General features: G+C 58.6%; 17 protein-coding genes. 6 read left to right on the top strand and 11 right to left on the bottom strand.

The window, feature by feature from the left end; genetic code table 11:
- Positions 1–8 precede the first annotated feature (8 nt).
- The 3 genes from QVG21_RS06675 to QVG21_RS06665 all read left to right on the top strand — a co-directional run bounded on the left by QVG21_RS06675 (position 9) and on the right by QVG21_RS06665 (position 1,731).
- Positions 9–221: a KTSC domain-containing protein gene (locus tag QVG21_RS06675; RefSeq protein ID WP_287923301.1), complete on the top strand. Its 213-nt coding sequence runs from the start codon at positions 9–11 to the stop codon at positions 219–221.
- A 3-nt stretch (positions 222–224) separates the two neighbouring features.
- Positions 225–1,274 carry a hypothetical protein gene (locus QVG21_RS06670; RefSeq protein WP_287923299.1) on the top strand — a complete coding sequence of 350 codons (1,050 nt, stop codon included), beginning with the start codon at positions 225–227 and terminating at the stop codon, positions 1,272–1,274.
- 214 nt (positions 1,275–1,488) lie between these two features.
- Positions 1,489–1,731: a hypothetical protein gene (locus tag QVG21_RS06665; protein ID WP_287923296.1), complete on the top strand. Its 243-nt coding sequence runs from the start codon at positions 1,489–1,491 to the stop codon at positions 1,729–1,731.
- 165 nt (positions 1,732–1,896) lie between these two features.
- Here the strand turns inward: QVG21_RS06665 and QVG21_RS06660 are convergent, their stop codons facing one another.
- Both QVG21_RS06660 and QVG21_RS06655 read right to left on the bottom strand, forming a co-directional pair.
- A complete protein-coding gene (locus QVG21_RS06660) occupies positions 1,897–2,259 on the bottom strand; it encodes a DMT family protein (protein WP_251215029.1) in 363 nt (120 codons plus the stop codon).
- Positions 2,260–2,263: 4 nt separating this feature from the next.
- Positions 2,264–2,923: an HAD family hydrolase gene (locus QVG21_RS06655; protein ID WP_287923291.1), complete on the bottom strand. Its 660-nt coding sequence runs from the start codon at positions 2,921–2,923 to the stop codon at positions 2,264–2,266.
- Between the two features lie 81 nt (positions 2,924–3,004).
- Between QVG21_RS06655 and QVG21_RS06650 the strand changes: the two genes are divergently transcribed.
- Entirely contained in the window at positions 3,005–4,048 is a 1,044-nt protein-coding gene (locus QVG21_RS06650) for a DUF2776 family protein (protein WP_287923289.1), read from the top strand.
- Positions 4,049–4,113: 65 nt separating this feature from the next.
- Here QVG21_RS06650 and nqrF read toward each other — a convergent pair whose 3' ends face one another.
- From nqrF to QVG21_RS06620, 6 genes are read right to left on the bottom strand one after another with little or no spacing between them, the layout of a single operon-like run.
- Complete coding sequence (nqrF, locus tag QVG21_RS06645; RefSeq protein ID WP_287923286.1) at positions 4,114–5,376, bottom strand: NADH:ubiquinone reductase (Na(+)-transporting) subunit F; 1,263 nt, start codon at positions 5,374–5,376, stop codon at positions 4,114–4,116.
- A gap of 25 nt (positions 5,377–5,401) precedes the next feature.
- The gene (nqrE, locus tag QVG21_RS06640; RefSeq protein ID WP_287923284.1) at positions 5,402–6,022 is read right to left on the bottom strand and encodes an NADH:ubiquinone reductase (Na(+)-transporting) subunit E; all 621 of its coding nucleotides are present in this window, start codon (positions 6,020–6,022) and stop codon (positions 5,402–5,404) included.
- Positions 6,023–6,033: 11 nt separating this feature from the next.
- Entirely contained in the window at positions 6,034–6,663 is a 630-nt protein-coding gene (locus tag QVG21_RS06635) for an NADH:ubiquinone reductase (Na(+)-transporting) subunit D (RefSeq protein WP_251215034.1), read from the bottom strand.
- Positions 6,656–7,366: an FMN-binding protein gene (locus QVG21_RS06630; protein WP_251215035.1), complete on the bottom strand. Its 711-nt coding sequence runs from the start codon at positions 7,364–7,366 to the stop codon at positions 6,656–6,658. Before QVG21_RS06630 ends, QVG21_RS06635 begins: the two co-directional genes overlap by 8 nt.
- Positions 7,367–7,376: 10 nt before the next feature.
- Positions 7,377–8,522 carry an NADH:ubiquinone reductase (Na(+)-transporting) subunit B gene (locus QVG21_RS06625; RefSeq protein ID WP_287923281.1) on the bottom strand — a complete coding sequence of 382 codons (1,146 nt, stop codon included), beginning with the start codon at positions 8,520–8,522 and terminating at the stop codon, positions 7,377–7,379.
- 2 nt (positions 8,523–8,524) lie between these two features.
- Positions 8,525–9,880 carry a Na(+)-translocating NADH-quinone reductase subunit A gene (locus tag QVG21_RS06620; protein WP_251215037.1) on the bottom strand — a complete coding sequence of 452 codons (1,356 nt, stop codon included), beginning with the start codon at positions 9,878–9,880 and terminating at the stop codon, positions 8,525–8,527.
- 391 nt (positions 9,881–10,271) lie between these two features.
- Here QVG21_RS06620 and QVG21_RS06615 point away from each other — a divergent pair, with 391 nt between their 5' ends.
- Together QVG21_RS06615 and QVG21_RS06610 are read left to right on the top strand one after the other, a co-directional pair.
- On the top strand, positions 10,272–10,883 hold the full coding sequence (locus tag QVG21_RS06615) for a TatD family hydrolase (RefSeq protein WP_251215038.1): 612 nt from the start codon (positions 10,272–10,274) through the stop codon (positions 10,881–10,883).
- The gene (locus QVG21_RS06610) at positions 10,876–11,604 is read left to right on the top strand and encodes a tRNA threonylcarbamoyladenosine dehydratase (RefSeq protein WP_251215039.1); all 729 of its coding nucleotides are present in this window, start codon (positions 10,876–10,878) and stop codon (positions 11,602–11,604) included. The genes QVG21_RS06615 and QVG21_RS06610 overlap by 8 nt, the downstream gene beginning before the upstream one ends.
- Positions 11,605–11,676: 72 nt before the next feature.
- Here QVG21_RS06610 and QVG21_RS06605 read toward each other — a convergent pair whose 3' ends face one another.
- From QVG21_RS06605 to alaS, 3 genes are all read right to left on the bottom strand, one after another.
- On the bottom strand, positions 11,677–12,750 hold the full coding sequence (locus tag QVG21_RS06605) for a TlpA disulfide reductase family protein (protein WP_287923275.1): 1,074 nt from the start codon (positions 12,748–12,750) through the stop codon (positions 11,677–11,679).
- 17 nt (positions 12,751–12,767) lie between these two features.
- Positions 12,768–14,294: a 2,3-bisphosphoglycerate-independent phosphoglycerate mutase gene (gene gpmI, locus QVG21_RS06600; protein ID WP_287923273.1), complete on the bottom strand. Its 1,527-nt coding sequence runs from the start codon at positions 14,292–14,294 to the stop codon at positions 12,768–12,770.
- Between the two features lie 110 nt (positions 14,295–14,404).
- Positions 14,405–17,026: an alanine--tRNA ligase gene (gene alaS / locus QVG21_RS06595; RefSeq protein ID WP_287923271.1), complete on the bottom strand. Its 2,622-nt coding sequence runs from the start codon at positions 17,024–17,026 to the stop codon at positions 14,405–14,407.
- Positions 17,027–17,105: the final 79 nt, after the last annotated feature.

Genomic DNA, 17,105 nt, shown 5'->3' with positions numbered 1-17,105 from the left:
AATAAAATATGGAAAGACAATATGTATCATCTTCGAACATCGCTTCGATTGGCTATGACTTTGATAACATGATTTTGGAGGTCGAGTTTTTGAGTGGCGCAGTATATCAGTATTTTGATGTGCCGCAAAGTATTTATGATGGACTAATGGCTGCTGACTCACATGGTAAGTACTTTGCAGCCTATATTAAAAAAGGCGGTTACCGCTACGTTCGTGTATAAGGTATGCGTATAGATCACAAACTCCAGCGCGTCCAAGTAGAAAGTTTTGAGATTTCGGACGAGCTTGTTTATCGATATTTTGGCTCCCTTCCTGAAAATGAAAGGGAAACAGCTTTATTGCGTGCTATTCGCATAGGTGTGCTGGCAACAATGGAAGACAGGTTTTCTGCTTTTCTCTCTAAGACGACTGATGACTTGGGGGTACAATTGGAGAACTTAAAACTGCTGTTTAATATGAAACAAGAGGTTTTCCACAAGACAGCTATTAAGGGTGTTGCCGCAGAGAATGACATCTTAGAGTTTCTTGAAGCTTACATCGATCGTTTCCAGCTTGGAGATATTGTTTCGCTATCAGGAACATCGAAAGGCCTGTTGAAGAATAACAAAACAGGCGATATTCTGGCTTATGTATGTGGCGAAAATAGCGGAAAGAAAGTAGCTATAGAATGTAAGTTTGACAAAAGTATCAAATTGGGTGATGTTGACTCATTAGATATAGCATCCAATAAGTATGATACAGCGTGGGCACAATTACTGGAGGCTTCGGTGAACCGTGATGCCAATACGAGTATTATTGTTTTTGACAAGACACTGGCAGATGCATCCATACAGCGAGTAGTGGATGGAGTGTCGTATATCAATAATATTGGCTTTGTCTGCATCATTGATTATGAGGCTTCAGATTATCATAATTTGGCTATTGCGTACAATTTAGCTCGCGGACTGGCTTTAAGGAGGGATGGAAAGAATGTTAAGGTAGATTTTGTGAATATGCTTATCCAACGTTTATTGAAGGATATCCGAGATGTACAAAACGTAGAGATGTTGGTAAAAACAAATATCAAGAATAACCAGCAAATATTGAAAAATATTGAGAAGAGCCTTTTGTCGATAGAATTTAATCAACGGTATTTGGTGAAATATTTGGAAGACGAGTCTCTTAGTAAAGCAGATTTGTTGGATTTCTATCAACGAGAAGAGATACGGGCTAAATATAAGTTAATTTCAAAGGAGATAGAGGGCCTTGAGAGAGAATTCATGAATAAAAGATAATTGAAAATGGGCAACGTGACTAAATAGACGATTAACAGTGAGTAATCTGAAGATAGGAGTAAAACACGAATTTCACATAAGTACATAATAGCTTCATTTTTTAGTAAAAGCCAAAATTGTTAAATCTTCACTTTTATTCCATACTCTTAAATTAACATAGATTTTTCTATTGTGTTAGAAATAAGCGTTTGATAATTAATTGTTTGCATGTGCGATGACTAAATCCGCATACGTGTGGCGAAGCCGAGGTGATGGAGATTCTATGCCTGTTCCCATAGCAAATCTCAATAAAGACGAGTTTAGTGAAAGTGAATTGGACTATCAACTTGGAGAGGTTGTGTACGAAAATAATTTATTCATACATAAAAGGGCAGAAACCGGCTTTATGCCCAAAGAGTATTTGGAGGAGTTATTTGACGAATATATTGGCAAGAAGAAAAAGATTGACAAGAATTAAAATATTTCTGGAAGCCCCATTTTATCCATATTTTTGTTGCTATTTTGTTACTCAATACAAGGCAATAAATATTTTACTCGTTAATATTCAGATAAATATGAATGTCAGTAAATAATCTGTGGCAGAACTTCGTGAACAGCTGGCAGATATGGCGGCACGACCGAATCATTTCCGGAAAATAAAGTAAACGGCGAGAACCAGGCAGGCGAACCCTGCGAGGTGGTTCCACCGGAGCGTATCGGACTTCATGAAGACGAGGGCGAAAAGGGTGAAGACCGAGAGCGAGACAACCTCCTGGATGACCTTGAGCTCCCAAATGGAAAACGGACCGCCGAACTGCGCCGAGCCGATGCGGTTGGCCGGGACCTGGAAGCAATATTCCAGAAGGGCGATTCCCCAGCTCAGCAGCACGATAGCGGCCATCCCGAAACGTTCGAGCCGCGATTTGAACGCGATATGCCCGTACCACGCCAGCGTCATGAAAGCGTTCGACACGACGAGCAGCCCCACAGCAACTATTCCCCGCATCGTCCTACTGCAAAATAGCGCCGAGGTCCTCGACTTCGGCAAAGTTGTTCACAATCATGTCCGCCGCGGTCTCTGCCGCCAGCACCTCGCGCGGGAGGGTCGTAGTCAGCGCAACGATGCGCCCCGCACCTGCCCGCCGGGCCGATTCGATGCCGGCCTTGGCGTCCTCGAACACCACGCATTCCACCGGATTCAGTCCCAGCTCAGCCGCGGCCGTAAGGTATATTTCCGGGTCGGGTTTGCAGTGCGCCACCCTGTCGCCCGACACGATGACGTCGAAACAGCCCTCGATGCCGCATTTCTCCAGCACGAAGTCGATGTTGGTGCGGCAGCCCGACGACCCCACGGCAAGGCGCACTCCGGCGGCCCGCAGCCGTCCGAGCAGGTCGGCCAACCCCTCTACGGGCCGGATGGTCGGCGCGTAAATTTCGCGATAAATCGCTTCCTTTTCGTCGGCCAGCGCCGCCAACCCTTTTTGACGGATTATCTCCTCGGGCATGATACGGCGCATGATGTCGTCGTTACCCATACCGAACGCCTGCGCCAGCTTCTCCTGCCAATCGTGCACGCCGTAGCGCTCGCAGAAAATCTCGAATGCCCGTACATGCACCGCGCTGTTGTCGACCAGCGTGCCGTCCATGTCGAATACTGCTCCTCGAATCATCGTTTCAGAATTTTACGGGGATAAAGATACCAATTTTATTGGTACGGGATTTGCGCGGGGGCCGAAAAAATTCCGACAACCATGAACCACGGTATCAGCGTACTTTTCCGCGCCATTCCGCTTGCGATGGCGGCATTCTGTTTTGCCTACGGGGCCTATATCTACACGACGGGCGACGACCCCGCACGCCTGACGGCCGGACCCGTCGTATTCTTCCTCGGCTCCATCTGCATGGCCCTCTACTGCACGGCGGCCACCATCATCCGCCAGCTGACCGGCACCTACAACGAAGCATCCAAATACATCTTCCCCGCCATCGGCTACTCCTTCGCGCTGGCCACACTCATCTGCGGCGTCTTCATCCTTACCTCCGGGATGACTGGCTGGGTGGTCACGGGCCACGTGGTCTGCGGTCTGGGCCTTATCACCATCTGCGTTTCGACGGCCGCAACCTCGTCGTCGCGCTTCGTCCAGATTCCCCGCAATTCGGCCGACGCTTCGTTTTCGATCAACCCGCAGGGATTCACCGTCGGCCAGTCGGTCACCCTTATCGGCATCGTCAGCGCCACGGCCCTCGCCGCGTGGATTTGGTGCATCCTGCTCTATGTCCGCGGCACGCTCCCGGCCCACATCGTCGCCGGTAGCGTCATGTTCGGCATCGCCTGCGTCTGCACGGCGCTTATCGCCTTGGTGGCAAGCATCGCCCGGCAAATCCGGGGCAGCTACACGCTCAAGGAGAAATCCAAATGGACAGGGCTGGCCCTCACGATGGGCGCCCTGGCTTTCATCCTCGGCATCGTCCTGCTGATCGTACTTCGGGGACGCCCCATCAATTTCGTCGGATTCGTACTCTTCGGCCTGGCGCTGATTTGCTGGAGCATTTCGAGCAAGGTCATCCTGCTTGCCAAAATCTGGCACACCGATTACCCGCTGGCCAACCGGATTCCCATCATCCCCATCGTCACCGCCCTCACGTGCCTTTTCCTCGCCGCGTTCCTTTTCGAGGCCGCCGGCTTCGCCCACAAGTATTTCGTGCCCGCCCGCGTTCTCGCCGGATTCGGCGCCATCTGCTTCGCCCTCTACTCCATCGTCTCCATCCTCGAAAGCGGCGCCAGCAAGAAATAACCCGCACCCTTTCAACAAAAACAAGAGCAGACAAATGTCTGCTCTTGTTTTTTATTCACCCTATGTTAACTGCCAAAATTATCATACAGGATATTCTCCGGCGGGACGCCGAGGCTGTCGAGCATCTTGACGACCGAAGCGATCATCATCGGAGGTCCGCACATGAGGTAGATGCAGCCTTCGGGCTCCTCGTGGTTCTTCAGATAGTTCTCGAAAAGCACGTTGTGCACGAATCCGGCCGTGTACTTCACCCCTGCCGCGTCGGCTTCGGGGTCGGGACGGTCGAGCGCAAGATTCATCTTGAAGTTGGGGAAATCCTTCTCGATCTGGTGGAACTCGTCGAGATAAGGCGCTTCCTTGAGTGCGCGGGCACCGTACCAGAACGACACCGGACGCTTGGTCTTCTCGGTCTTGAACAGGTGCATGATATGGCTGCGCATGGGCGCCATGCCCGCACCGCCGCCGATGAAAATCAGCTCCTGCGTATCGGGCAGGTCGTCCGGCAGGAAGAATTCGCCGTAGGGGCCCGAAATCGTCACCTTGTCGCCCGGTTTGCGCGAGAAGATGTACGACGAGCAGATACCCGGGTTCACCTTCATGAACGAGCCCGCGGCCCGGTCGAACGGCGGCGTGGCGATACGGATGTTCAGCATGATGATGTTGCCCTCGGCCGGGTGGTTGGCCATCGAGTAGGCGCGGAACGTCGGTTCGGGGTTGGTCGTCACGAGGTCCCACATCTTCATCTTGTCCCAGTCCTCGCGGAAGCGTTCGTCGATTTCCATGTCCGAGAACTTGATGGCGTCGTACTTCGGAATGTCGATCTGAATGTAGCCGCCGCTGCGGAACTTGAGGTTCTCGCCCTCGGGCAGCTTCACCACGAACTCCTTGAGGAAGGTCGAGATGCTGCGGTTGGAGACCACCGTGCACTCCCACTTCTTGACGCCCAGCACGGCCTCGGGAACCTTGATCTTGAGGTCGTTCTTGACCTTGACCTGGCAGCCCAGACGCCAGTGGTCCTTGGCCATCTTGCGCGAGATGAAGCCCGTCTCGGTGGGCAGGATGTCGCCGCCGCCCTCCAGCACCTGGCACTTGCACATGCCGCACGAGCCGCCGCCGCCGCAGGCCGACGGCAGGAACACCTTGTTGTTGGCCAGCGTCGAAAGCAGCGTCCCGCCGCTCTCGGCCGTGATGACTTTCTCACCGTTGTTGATGTCGATGGTCACGTCGCCCGACGAGGTCAGCTTCGCCTTGGCAAAGAGAAGCAGCCCCACCAGCAGCAGGGTGACGATCAGAAAAGCCGCAATCGCAACTATAATTGTCAATTCCATTTTTTCAGTGTCTCTGTTTAGGGGTTTAGAACTGAATGCCCGAGAAAATCATGAACGCGATGCCCATCAGCCCCGTGATGATAAAGGCGATGCCCGGACCTTTCAGCGCGGCCGGGATATGCGAATAGGTCGTCTTCTCGCGGATGGCCGCCATCATGACGATTGCCAGCCACCAGCCCAGACCCGAGCCCAGACCGTAGACGACAGACTGCCACAGCGAGGTCAGCTGCAACGCGTCGACCTTCTGCTGCATGAACAGCGAGCCGCCCATGATGGCGCAGTTCACCGCAATCAGCGGCAGGAAGATGCCCAGCTGGCTGTAGAGCGTCGGCGAGAACTTCTCGACGATCATCTCCACCAGCTGCACGAACGCCGCAATCGTCGCAATGAACACGATGAACGACAGGAAGCTGAGGTTCACTTCGGGAACTCCGGCCCACGCCAGGGCTCCGGGTTTCAGCACGAACTGATAGAGCAGATAGTTCAGCGGCACGGTCATCACCATGACGAACGTCACGGCGGCGCCCAGTCCGAGGGCCGTCTTCACGCTCTTCGACACAGCAATGTAGGAGCACATGCCGAAGAAGAAGGCGAACACCATGTTGTCGATAAAAATCGACTGGATAAAGATATTCAACGATTCCATACGCTACCCTCCTATTTTTCCTGTAATTCCTTGTTGCGCGAGCGGTGCACCCAGATGATGCAGCCCACAATGATAAGGGCCATCGGCGGGAAGAGCATCAGACCGCAGTTCGAGTAGAACCCGCCCTCGGCCATGTACCAGCTCTCCGGGACGATGCGGTAGCCCAGCAGCGTGCCCGAGCCCAGCAGTTCGCGGAAGAACGCCACGACCACCAGGATCAGGCCGTAGCCCAGGCCGTTGCCGATGCCGTCCAGCAGCGCGGGCCACGGCTTGTTGGCCAGCGCAAAGGCTTCGATGCGGCCCATGACGATGCAGTTCGTGATAATCAGACCTACATAGACCGACAGCTGTTTCGACACTTCGTAGACATAGGCCTTGAGCACCTGGTCCACAAGGATTACCAGCGCGGCGATGACCACCAGCTGGACGATGATGCGGATGCGGGCCGGCACGCCGTTGCGCAGCAGCGACATGACGAGGTTCGAGAACGCCGTCACGACCGTCACCGACAGCGCCATGACGATGGCCGGTTTGAGCTGCACCGTCACGGCCAGCGCCGAGCAGATGCCCAGTATCTGTACGATTACCGGGTTGTTCGCCGAGAAGGGCCCGGTCAGGTATTTGAGATTCTTGCTACTCATGGTCTTCCGTATTTTCTTCGTTAGAGCCCGATGCGGCCGCGCGGCGCGCTTCCAGCAGCGGCAGATAGTGGCCGATGCTCGTGCGGAGCATGGCCGTCACGCCGTCCGAGGTCTTGGTTCCGCCCGTGATGGCGTCCACTTCGTGGGCAGGGTCCTTGGCACCGCCCTTGCGCAGCGACACCGACACGAATTCGCCGCCCTCGAAAATCGTCTTGCCGACGAAATTCGACTGGTATTTCTCCGTCGCGATTTCGGCGCCCAGACCGGGGGTTTCGCCCTTGTGGGACATCACGATGCCCGCCACGGTGTTCATGTCGTTTTCCAAGGCCACATAGCCCCAGATGGGGCCCCACAGCCCCGAGCCCGTCACCGGGATGACCACCCGGCCGTCCCGGGCCTCGAACACCGGGTAGTTGCCCGCATCGAACGAGCCTTGCAGGTCGTTGAGCATGGCGAATACGTCGCCGCCCTCGACCGTCCGGCCCTCGGCATCCAGCACGCGGGCTTCGATGAATTCATCGTAGTTCTCGCCCGTTGCCGAGAGCGACGCGAGAATCGACTGCTTCTTCTCGTTGAGCTCGTTGGCATACTGGCGTTTTTGCAGCGAGAGCGCGGCCACGGCCAGCAGCGTCGCCACCGCCACCACCATCACCGTCGAGTAGACGATGATGTAGGCGTTGCTGTTCGTATTGAATTTTTTCATGATTGCACCCTTATTTTGCCGGTTCGACACGTTTGTTTCTGCGCCGGATGTTGGCCTCGACCACATAGTAGTCGATCAGCGGCGCCAGCGCGTTCATGAAGAGAATCGAAAGCATCATGCCCTCGGGATAGGCCGGATTGACCACACGTATGAGCACGGCCAGCGCACCCGTCAGCAGACCGAAGATGTACTTGCCCGCGTTGGTCTGGGCCGAAGTCACCGGGTCGGTGGCCATGAAGACCGCACCGAACGCAAAGCCGCCGATGATCAGATGCCACCAGGCCGGATAGGAGGTCACGCCCGTCCACTGGAACACATAGCCCATCAGCAGACCGCCTGCGAAGACCGAAAGCATCGTCCGCCACGAGGCGATGCCCGTGAAGAGCAGCAGGGCGGCGCCTATCAGAATCGCCACCGTCGAGGTCTCGCCGATGGAACCGGGGATGAATCCGAGGAAAGCATCGAGAGCCGAATAGCCCAGCGTGCCGTCGACAGCCAGGTGTTCGAGCGCCGTGGCACCCGAGAAGCCGTCGACCACGCCCTCGCCCGACTTCAGGCCCGCAATCCACACCTCGGCGCCCGAAATCGAGGGCGTGTAGGCGAAGAAGACGAATGCACGTGCCAGCAAGGCGGGGTTGAAAACGTTCATGCCCGTGCCGCCGAAGACTTCCTTGCCGAATACGACCGAGAAAGCCGTAGCTACGGCCACCATCCACAGCGGAATGTCCACCGGCATGATCATCGGGATGAGCAGACCCGTCACCAGAAAGCCTTCGTTGACTTCATGGCCGCGCGCCTGCGCGAATCCGAATTCGATGGCCAGACCCACCACGTAGGAAACCACGATGATGGGCAGCACCTTCAGAAATCCGAACCACAGCGAAGCCCACAGCGCAGGTTCGACGCCCTGCGACAGATAGTGCTGATAGCCCGTGTTGTAGAATCCGAACAGCAGTGCAGGCAGCAGCGCCGCCACCACCACGATCATCGTTCGTTTCATGTCGTTGCAGTCGCGGATATGCGCGCCCTTGGCCGTCGTCGTGTTCGGCACGAAAAGGAACGTCTCGAACGCGTCGAACGTCGAGGCCAGAAAACTCAGCTTGCCGCCCTTGGAAAAGGTGGGCTTGAGGTTGTCAACTATTTTACGCAGTCCCATCGTTATGCCTCCCTTATCATTAAGTTAATACCGTCGCGGATAATCTGCTGGATTTCGATTTTCGAGGGGTCGACGAATTCGCACAGCGCGAAGTCCTCCTCGACCGCTTCGTAGATTCCCAGATTCTCCATCTTGTCGATGTCGCCCGCCAGGCAGGCTTTCAGCAGATACATCGGATAGATGTCCATCGGCAGATACTGCTCGTAGAGCCCCGTCACCACGAACGGACGTTCGCCGCCGTGCAGGTTGGTATCGAGCTTGTAGGCTTTCTTCGGGCAGAGCCACGAGAAGTAGGAGCGCGACACCGAGAACTTGCCGAAGCGCGGCATCGCCCAGCCCAGCAGTTCGTACTTGTCGCCCTCGGGGATGACCGTCAGCTGGTTGGCGTAGTAGCCCAGGAAGCCGTCCATCGCCGTCTTGGTGCCCGTCAGCACGTTGCCCGAGATGATGCGGACGCTGTCGCCCTCTTTCTGCGCCTTGACGTTACCGCCCAGTATCGAATCGCAGCGGGCGCCCGCTGCGGTGCGGACATAGGCGGGTTTCTCCACCTCGGAGCCCGTCACGGCGATGATGCGCGTCATGTCGACCCGCCCCGTGTTGAACAGGCGGCCGATGATGGCAAGGTCCTGGATGTTGACCGTCCAGACCTTCTCGCCCTTGTTGATGGGGGCAATGTGGTGAATCTGCACGCCGACGTTGCCCACCGGGTGCTTGCCCGCAAAGCTGTGCAGTTCGGCGCCTGCCAGCGACGGCATGTCGCCCTCGGCCTTGGCGCGCACCGACAGATGCACCTTGCCCGGCGTGAGCTTGCGCAGCACCTCGATTCCGGTTTGCAGGTTGTGTTTCTCCTCGCGAAGCACGAAGTTGTAGTCCGGGGCCAGCGGCGCCGAATCGAACGCCGAAACAAAGATTGCCCGGGGCGTGTCCGACGGATCGGCGATGATGCCGTAGGGGCGCTGCACGATCATCGGCCACAGGCCGCTGCGCAGCAGCAGTTCCACAACTTCCTCGCGCGTGGCCGCACCGAGGTCCGGACGTCCGAACTCTTCCGACCGACCTTCGCCGTCGGGGGTCACCGTCACGGAGAGCACCTTGCGTTTTTCGCCGCGGTTGATGGCCGCCACACAGCCGCTCACCGGCGAGGTGAAAAGTACGCGTTGGTCGTTCTTGTTGAAGAACAGCGGCGTACCCGCCTTCACCTTATCGCCCGCCTTGACCAGCAGCTTGGGGGTCACGCCCTCGAAATCGAGGGGCGAAACCGCATACTCCGCAGCCCGCGGCGCATCGGCCACGGTCGGCTGAGGTTTCCCCTCCAGATTGATGTCGAGACCCTTGCGTAGTGTAATGACTTTCGACATGGTTTGAATTTGAGTTTGATTGAAATATGATTTTTCTCGTTGTTCCGTCCGTTGTCCGTGCCCTCTCGGCCGCAGTCCGCAGGTGTTCCCGCAGTCGTGGGCCCGTGTTCCGGCAGTTCCCGCATGGCAGGTGTCTCCGCGGTTGTAGGCCCTTGTCTCAGCAGTCTCTGCGGCAGAGACCTCCCGCGGCACAAGCCCGCGTTCCGGCAACCCCTGCATGGCTGGTCTTCCCGTGTTCCGGCAGTTCCCGGCGCCTCCGGCTTCCCGGCCCCGCCCTGTTGTTAGCACGCTAACAGCTTAACCGCGTGCGAAAGTACGAAATTTTTTCCGGAAAAACGTATGCCGCAGCCATTATTTCTTAAATATCCTTAAAATTCGTATCTTTGTCCATATGAACCCTGTTTTCGTCAACATCCACACCCACCGCCCGACGGGCTGCGGCATCGAGCTGCGCACGGCGGGCATCCACCCGTGGGATGCTCCCCAGGCCGATGCCGCCGCGCTCGACCGGCTCGCCCGCGAGTTGGAGAGCGGCGGCGTGCAGGCGGTCGGCGAAACCGGGCTCGACTTCGTGCAGGCGGCCGACAACGGCACGCGTCAGGCACAGATCGAGCTGTTCCGCGCCCAACTCGCCCTCGCCTGCCGGTACGGACTGCCCGTCGTGCTCCATTGCGTCAAGGCATTCGAGCAGACCATGCGCCTGCTTTGGGAGCAGGAGCCGCGCGCCGTCATCTTCCACGGCTTCATCGGGTCGCCGGAGCAGGCCCGGCAGGCGCTCGAACGGGGCTACTGCCTGTCTTTCGGCGAACGGACCTTCGCCTCGCCGCGGACGGTCGAAGCCCTGAAAGGCACGCCCCTTTCGCAGCTCTTTCTGGAAACCGACGACAGCGAGACGCCTGTTAAAACGATTTATACGCGCGTCGCAGAGCTCCTGGCACTTTCGGTCGAGGAGCTGAAGCAGGCAACGACCGAAAACTACGAACGCATTTTCATCCATGGATAACTGGCTCGAACGCACCGCTCTGCTGCTGGGCGAAGAGAAGCTCGGCATGCTGCGCCGCGCCCACGTGCTGGTCGTGGGACTGGGCGGCGTGGGGGCCTATGCCGCCGAAATGATCGCCCGCGCAGGCGTGGGCCGCATGACCGTCGCCGACGCCGACACGGTGAGCGTCAGTAACATCAACCGCCAGCTTGTCGCGCTCCGCTCGACCGTCGGCCGCCCCAAGGCCGAGGTGCTGGCCGAACGGCTCCGCGACATCAACCCGGAGCTGGAGCTGACGGTGCTAAATCGTTTTATACGCGACGAGGAGACCTACGCCCTGCTCGACGCGGCGCGCTACGACTATGTCGTGGATGCTATCGACACCCTTTCGCCCAAGCTGGCGCTTATCCTCGCGGCGCTCGAACGGGGGCTGCCGCTCGTCAGCTCGATGGGCGCCGGAGCCAAAACCGACCCCACGAAACTCGAAATCGCCGACATCTCCAAGACCCACCACTGCCCGCTGGCCCACATGCTGCGCAAGCGGCTCCACAAGGCGGGTGTCCGGCGGGGCTTCCAGGCCGTATTCTCGCCCGAACCTGCCCGCGAGGGGGCGATGATTCTTTGCGAGGAGCAAAACAAGAAATCGAACGTAGGAACCATCTCCTACCTCCCCGCCCTGTTCGGCATCGGCTGCGCCTCGGTCGTCATCCGCGGGCTCATCGGCGAACTGCCCGAGCGCTGAGAACCGCATCCCGCATAGAAAAAAGGGGCGCGAAAATTTCGCGCCCCTTTTTCCATACAATGTCCTGCCGGGCTATTCGGCCAGCACTTCGGCCACCTTCTCCTTGAGCGCATCGCCGCGCAGGCCGCGGGCGACAATCGTTCCGTCGGGACCGAAGAGGATGATATGGGGAATCCCGTTGATGCCGTAAAGGTCGGTCGGCACGCCCTGGGCGTCGAGAATCTGCGCCCACTCGATACCGAGGTCCGCAGCGGCCTTGAGCGTATCCTCGCGCTTGTCCCACACGGCAACGCCCAGCACCTCGAACTTGTCGCCGCGGTACTTCTCCCACACCTCGCGGATGACGGGAATCTCGCGGCGGCAGGGGCCGCACCACGAAGCCCAGAAATCGACCAGCACGTATTTGCCCTTGCCCACGTAGTCGGAAAGGCTCGCGGCCGTCGAATCGGCATTGCCGTTCTCGATGGTGAAGTCGGCGAACGGCATTCCCTCGGCAGTCTTCTTCAGCGCATTGTGCTTGTCGACGATAGCTTTCACGGGAGCGAACTCACGCACACGGTCGCCCGCAAGGGCCAGCGCGGCGTCGAACTCCTCGGGCGTCTCCAGATCGGAGCACCAACGCAGGAAAGCATAGGCGCCCAGCGCGTTGTTGTTGGCTTCGACCAGCGGACGGGCCAGGTCGCCGAGCGCAACGTTCGTCTCTGCCACCAGCGCATCGGCCTTGGCCTCGAACTCCGCTTCCGAAAGCAGCGCGTCGCCCTTAAGGGTCATGAAGTTCTCGTAAAACGCCCGGCCGATGGAATCGTACTGCGTGTTAAAACGATTTAACTGCTCGTTTTTCTCCGAACCGCCGACCGTGTGCTCCGTAAGGTCGACCGTGAAATCGCCGCCCTCCAGAATGACGTTGACGAAGTTGCGGCCCAGCGAAACCCGGCGCAGGACGTCGCCCGCAATGCGGCCGCCGAAGCTGAAACGCCCCTCGGCTACCACGGTGCTGTCGACGGCGCGGCCCTCCTGGTAATCGTAAAGGTAGACCGTCTGCCCGTCGGCCGACGAATCGGCCGTACCTGCGAGGGTGAACGGCTTCTTAGGAGTGCACGAAGCGCAAAGCGCGGCGCAGGCCGCAAAAAACAACAATTTTTTCATCGTATTCGGTTTTAAGGTTACTTCATTTCGACCAGCGAACGGCCCGTCATACCGGCCGGCTGGGGAACGCCCATCAGCGCCAGCACCGTGGGTGCTACGTCGGCCAAGATACCGTCGTGCACCGCCTTGACGCGGTCGGAAACCACGACGATGGGCACCGGATTGAGCGAGTGGGCCGTGTTGGGCGTGCCGTCGGGGTTGACGGCGTTGTCGGCGTTGCCGTGGTCGGCAATCTGCACCACCTCGTAGCCGTTGCGCTTGGCCGCCTCGACCACCTTTTCGACGCACCCGTCGACCGCCTTGACCGCCTTGACGATGGCATCATAAATACCCGTGTGCCCTACCATGTCGCCGTTGGCGAAGTTCAGACAGATGAAGTCGAACTTCTGCTCGTCGAGCGCCGCCGCCAGCTTGTCGGCCACCTCGGGCGCCGACATCTCGGGCTGGAGGTCGTAGGTCGCCACCTTGGGCGAAGCGACGAGGATACGTTCCTCGCCCTCGAAAGTCTCCTCGCGTCCGCCGTTCAGGAAGAACGTGACATGCGCGTATTTTTCGGTCTCGGCGATACGCAGCTGCCTGAGCCCCTGCTTCGAGACCCACTCGCCGATGGTGTCGGGCACATTCTCCTTGTCGAACAGGATGTGCAGCCCCGTGAACTTAGCGTCGTAGGGGGTCATGCAGCAATAATAGAGCGGCAGGGTGTGCATCCCGGCTTCGGGCATGTCCTGCTGGGTCAGCACGATGGAAAGCTCCTTGGCGCGGTCGTTCCGGTAGTTGAAGAAAACGACCACGTCGTTGGGCCGGATGGTTCCGACGGGATTGCCGGCCTCGTCCACGCGAACGACGGGCTTGATGAACTCGTCGGTGATGTCGGCGTCGTAAGACTTCTGCACGGCGGCGGCCATGTCGGTAGCGTGCTCGCCGATGCCCTCGACCAAAGCGTCGTAAGCCACCTTGACACGCTCCCAACGCTTGTCGCGGTCCATAGCGTAGTAACGGCCGACGACCGTGGCGATTTTACCCGTCGACGCGGCCAGGTGCTTCTCCAGCTGCTCGATGAAACCCTTGCCGCTGCGCGGGTCGGTATCGCGGCCGTCCATGAAACAATGGACGAACGTCCGGTCGATTTTATACTCGGCGGCGATGTCGCACAACTTGAACAGATGCTCCAGCGACGAATGCACGCCGCCGTCGGAGGTAAGGCCCATGAAATGGACGCCGGCGCCGTTCTGGCGGGCGTAGTCGAACGCGCGGACGACCTCGGGATTCTTCAGAATCGAATTGTCGCGGCAGGCGCGGTTGATTTTGACCAAATCCTGGTAGACGACGCGCCCGGCGCCGATGTTGAGGTGGCCCACCTCCGAATTGCCCATCTGCCCGTCGGGCAGACCGACGTTCTCGCCGTCGGTGCGCAGCTGCGCGTGGGGATAACGCTCGGTCATGGCCGAGATATAAGCGGGATGAACCGTCGAAATGACGTCGGCCCGGTCGTGGCGGCCGTTGCCCCAGCCGTCGAGAATCATCAGCAGAACCTTGTTTGCCATAGCTGTAATCTTTTATTCAAATCTGTAAGGCCGTCATTCTGAGCGGTCAGATCCTTCGCTGCGCTCAGGATGACCAAAGAGACGCGCTCAGGATGACAGGCGTATAGTTTCTATTTGAGTTTGGCGAGAATCAGTTCCACCGCCTTGTCGATGGCGGCCTGCAATCCGTCGGGGTTCTTGCCGCCGGCCGTGGCGAAGAACGCCTGACCGCCGCCGCCGCCCTGCATGAGCTTGGCGGCCTCGCGGATGACGGCCCCGGCATCGACGCCCTGCTTGGCGATTTCGTCGCCCAACATGATAGTCAGCGAAGGCTTGCCCTCGAAGAGCGACCCGATGACCAGCACGAGCTTGGGCGACCGGGCGCGGAGGTTGTAGGCGAGGTCCTTGACCACCTCGGGCTTGTTCTCGGACTGCAAGGCGATGAGCTGCACGCCGTTGCGCTCGGGCAACGACGCGGCGAGCTTGTCGGCCCACTGCGCCACCTGCTCGCGCCGCATGCGCTCGACCTCCTTGGAGAGCGTCTCGTTGCTCTCGATCATCTTCCGGACCGCCTGCATGATTTGCGTATTGTTGAGCGACTCGCCCACACTGCGGATCGTATCCTCAGCCACGTAGAGCACCTTCTCGGCCTGCTCGCCCGTGACGGCCTCGATGCGGCGCACCCCGGCCGAAATGGCGCTCTCGTTGAGAATCTTGAAGATGCCGATGTTGCCCGTAGCGCTGGTATGGGTACCGCCGCACAGCTCGACCGAATCGCCGAAACGCACCATGCGCACGCGGTCGCCGTACTTCTCGCCGAAAAGCATCATGGCCCCGGCTTCGGCGGCCTCCTCCTTGGTGGCGTCGCGCTTCTCGACGAGCGGGTAGTTGGCGCGGATGGCCTTGTTGACCAACTTCTCGACCTCGCGCAGCTCCTCACGCGTGACTTTCTGGAAGTGCGAGAAGTCGAAACGCAGCAACTCGGGGGTCACCATCGAACCTTTCTGCTCGACGTGGTCGCCCAGCACCTTGCGCAGAGCGGCGTGCATGAGGTGGGTGGCCGAGTGGTTGTTGGCCGCCGCCTGCCGCTTGTCGGCATCGACGCGGGCGGTGAAAACAGCCGCGGGATTCTCCGGCAGCCGCTCGACGATATGGATAATCAACCCGTTTTCCTTTTCGGCAGCGACGACGGCGATGCGCTCGTTGGCGCTCTCGATGACACCGATGTCGCCGATCTGACCGCCCGAATTACCGTAGAACGGCGTGCGGTCGAAGACCAGCTGGTAGGAAGTCTTGCCCTTGGAAGCGACGCGGCGATAACGGGCTATGCGCACCTCGTCGGTGAGCGTATCGTAACCTGTGAAGACGCTTTCGCGCAAGGGGAACAGCTCCACCCAGTCGTCGGTATCGACGGCCGCGGCGTTGCGCGAACGCTCCTTCTGAGCCTGCAGCTCCTTGTCGAAGGCATCGAGGTCGACCCCGACGCCCTGCTCGCGGGCTATAAGCTCCGTGAGGTCGATGGGGAAGCCGAACGTATCGTAGAGCTCGAACGCGTCGGCGCCCGAAATCAACTGCCGGCCCTCGGACTTGGTACGCGCGATGACGCCGTCCAGGAGGTTGATACCTGTGGCCAAAGTCCGCAGGAACGAAGCCTCCTCCTCCTCGATGACCTTTTCGATAAGCCCCTGCTGGGCCTTGAGCTCGGGGAACTGGCCGCCCATCTGAGCCACCAGCCCGGGCACCAACCGGCAGAGGGTCGGCTCGGTGAAGCCGAGGTAAGTATAGCCGTAACGCACGGCGCGGCGGAGGATACGGCGGATGACGTACCCGGCCTTGACGTTGGAGGGCAGCTGCCCGTCGGCGATGGAAAAAGCGATGGCGCGCAGGTGGTCGGCGATGACGCGCATGGCGATGTCGGCCTGTTCATCGGCCCCGTACTGCTTGCCGGACAAGGCGGCGATACGGCCGATGGTGGGCTGGAAAACGTCGGTATCGTAATTGGACTTCTTGCCCTGGAGAATCATGCACAGACGCTCGAAACCCATGCCGGTGTCGACGTTGCGCGCGGGCAGCTCCTCCAACGACCCGTTGGCCTTGCGGTTGAACTGCATGAAGACGAGGTTCCAGATCTCGATGACCTGCGGATGGCTCTTGTTGACCATCTCGCGGCCGGGTATAGCGGCGATTTCGGCCTCATCGCGGAGGTCGAAGTGGATTTCGGAACAAGGCCCGCAAGGACCCGTCTCGCCCATCTCCCAGAAATTGTCGTGCCTGTTGCCGCGGATGATGTGGTCCTCGGGCAGGAAACGCCTCCAATAATCGTAGGCCTCCTGGTCGAACGGCACGCCGTCCTCCTCCGAACCCTCGAACACGGTGGCGTACATACGCTCGGCGGGCAGCTTATAGACGTCGTGCAAAAGCTCCCACGCCCACTCGATGGCCTCCTTCTTGAAATAATCGCCGTAAGACCAGTTGCCGAGCATCTCGAACATGGTGTGGTGGTAGGTATCGTGGCCCACCTCCTCCAGGTCGTTGTGCTTGCCGGAGACACGCAGGCACTTCTGCGTATCGGCCGCCCGCGGAAACTTGCGGGGAGCGTTGCCGAGGAAAATATCCTTGAACTGGTTCATACCCGCGTTGGTGAACATCAACGTAGGGTCGCCCTTGACGACCATCGGCGCCGAGGGGACGATGGCATGGCCCTTGCTTTGGAAAAAATCGAGAAAAGCCTGACGGATTTTTGCAGATTCCATATATACTCTATTGTCCTGTTGCATCGTTATACGATTCGGGTTGCAAAATTACACAATTAAACTTAAATTTGCATCCTGC

It is taken from the genome of Alistipes sp. UBA6068 (assembly GCF_949428155.1).
GTDB lineage: Bacteria > Bacteroidota > Bacteroidia > Bacteroidales > Rikenellaceae > Alistipes > Alistipes muris.
The sequence above is the reverse complement of the archived record's forward strand: the minus strand, read 5'-3'. Positions and strand labels throughout refer to the sequence as shown.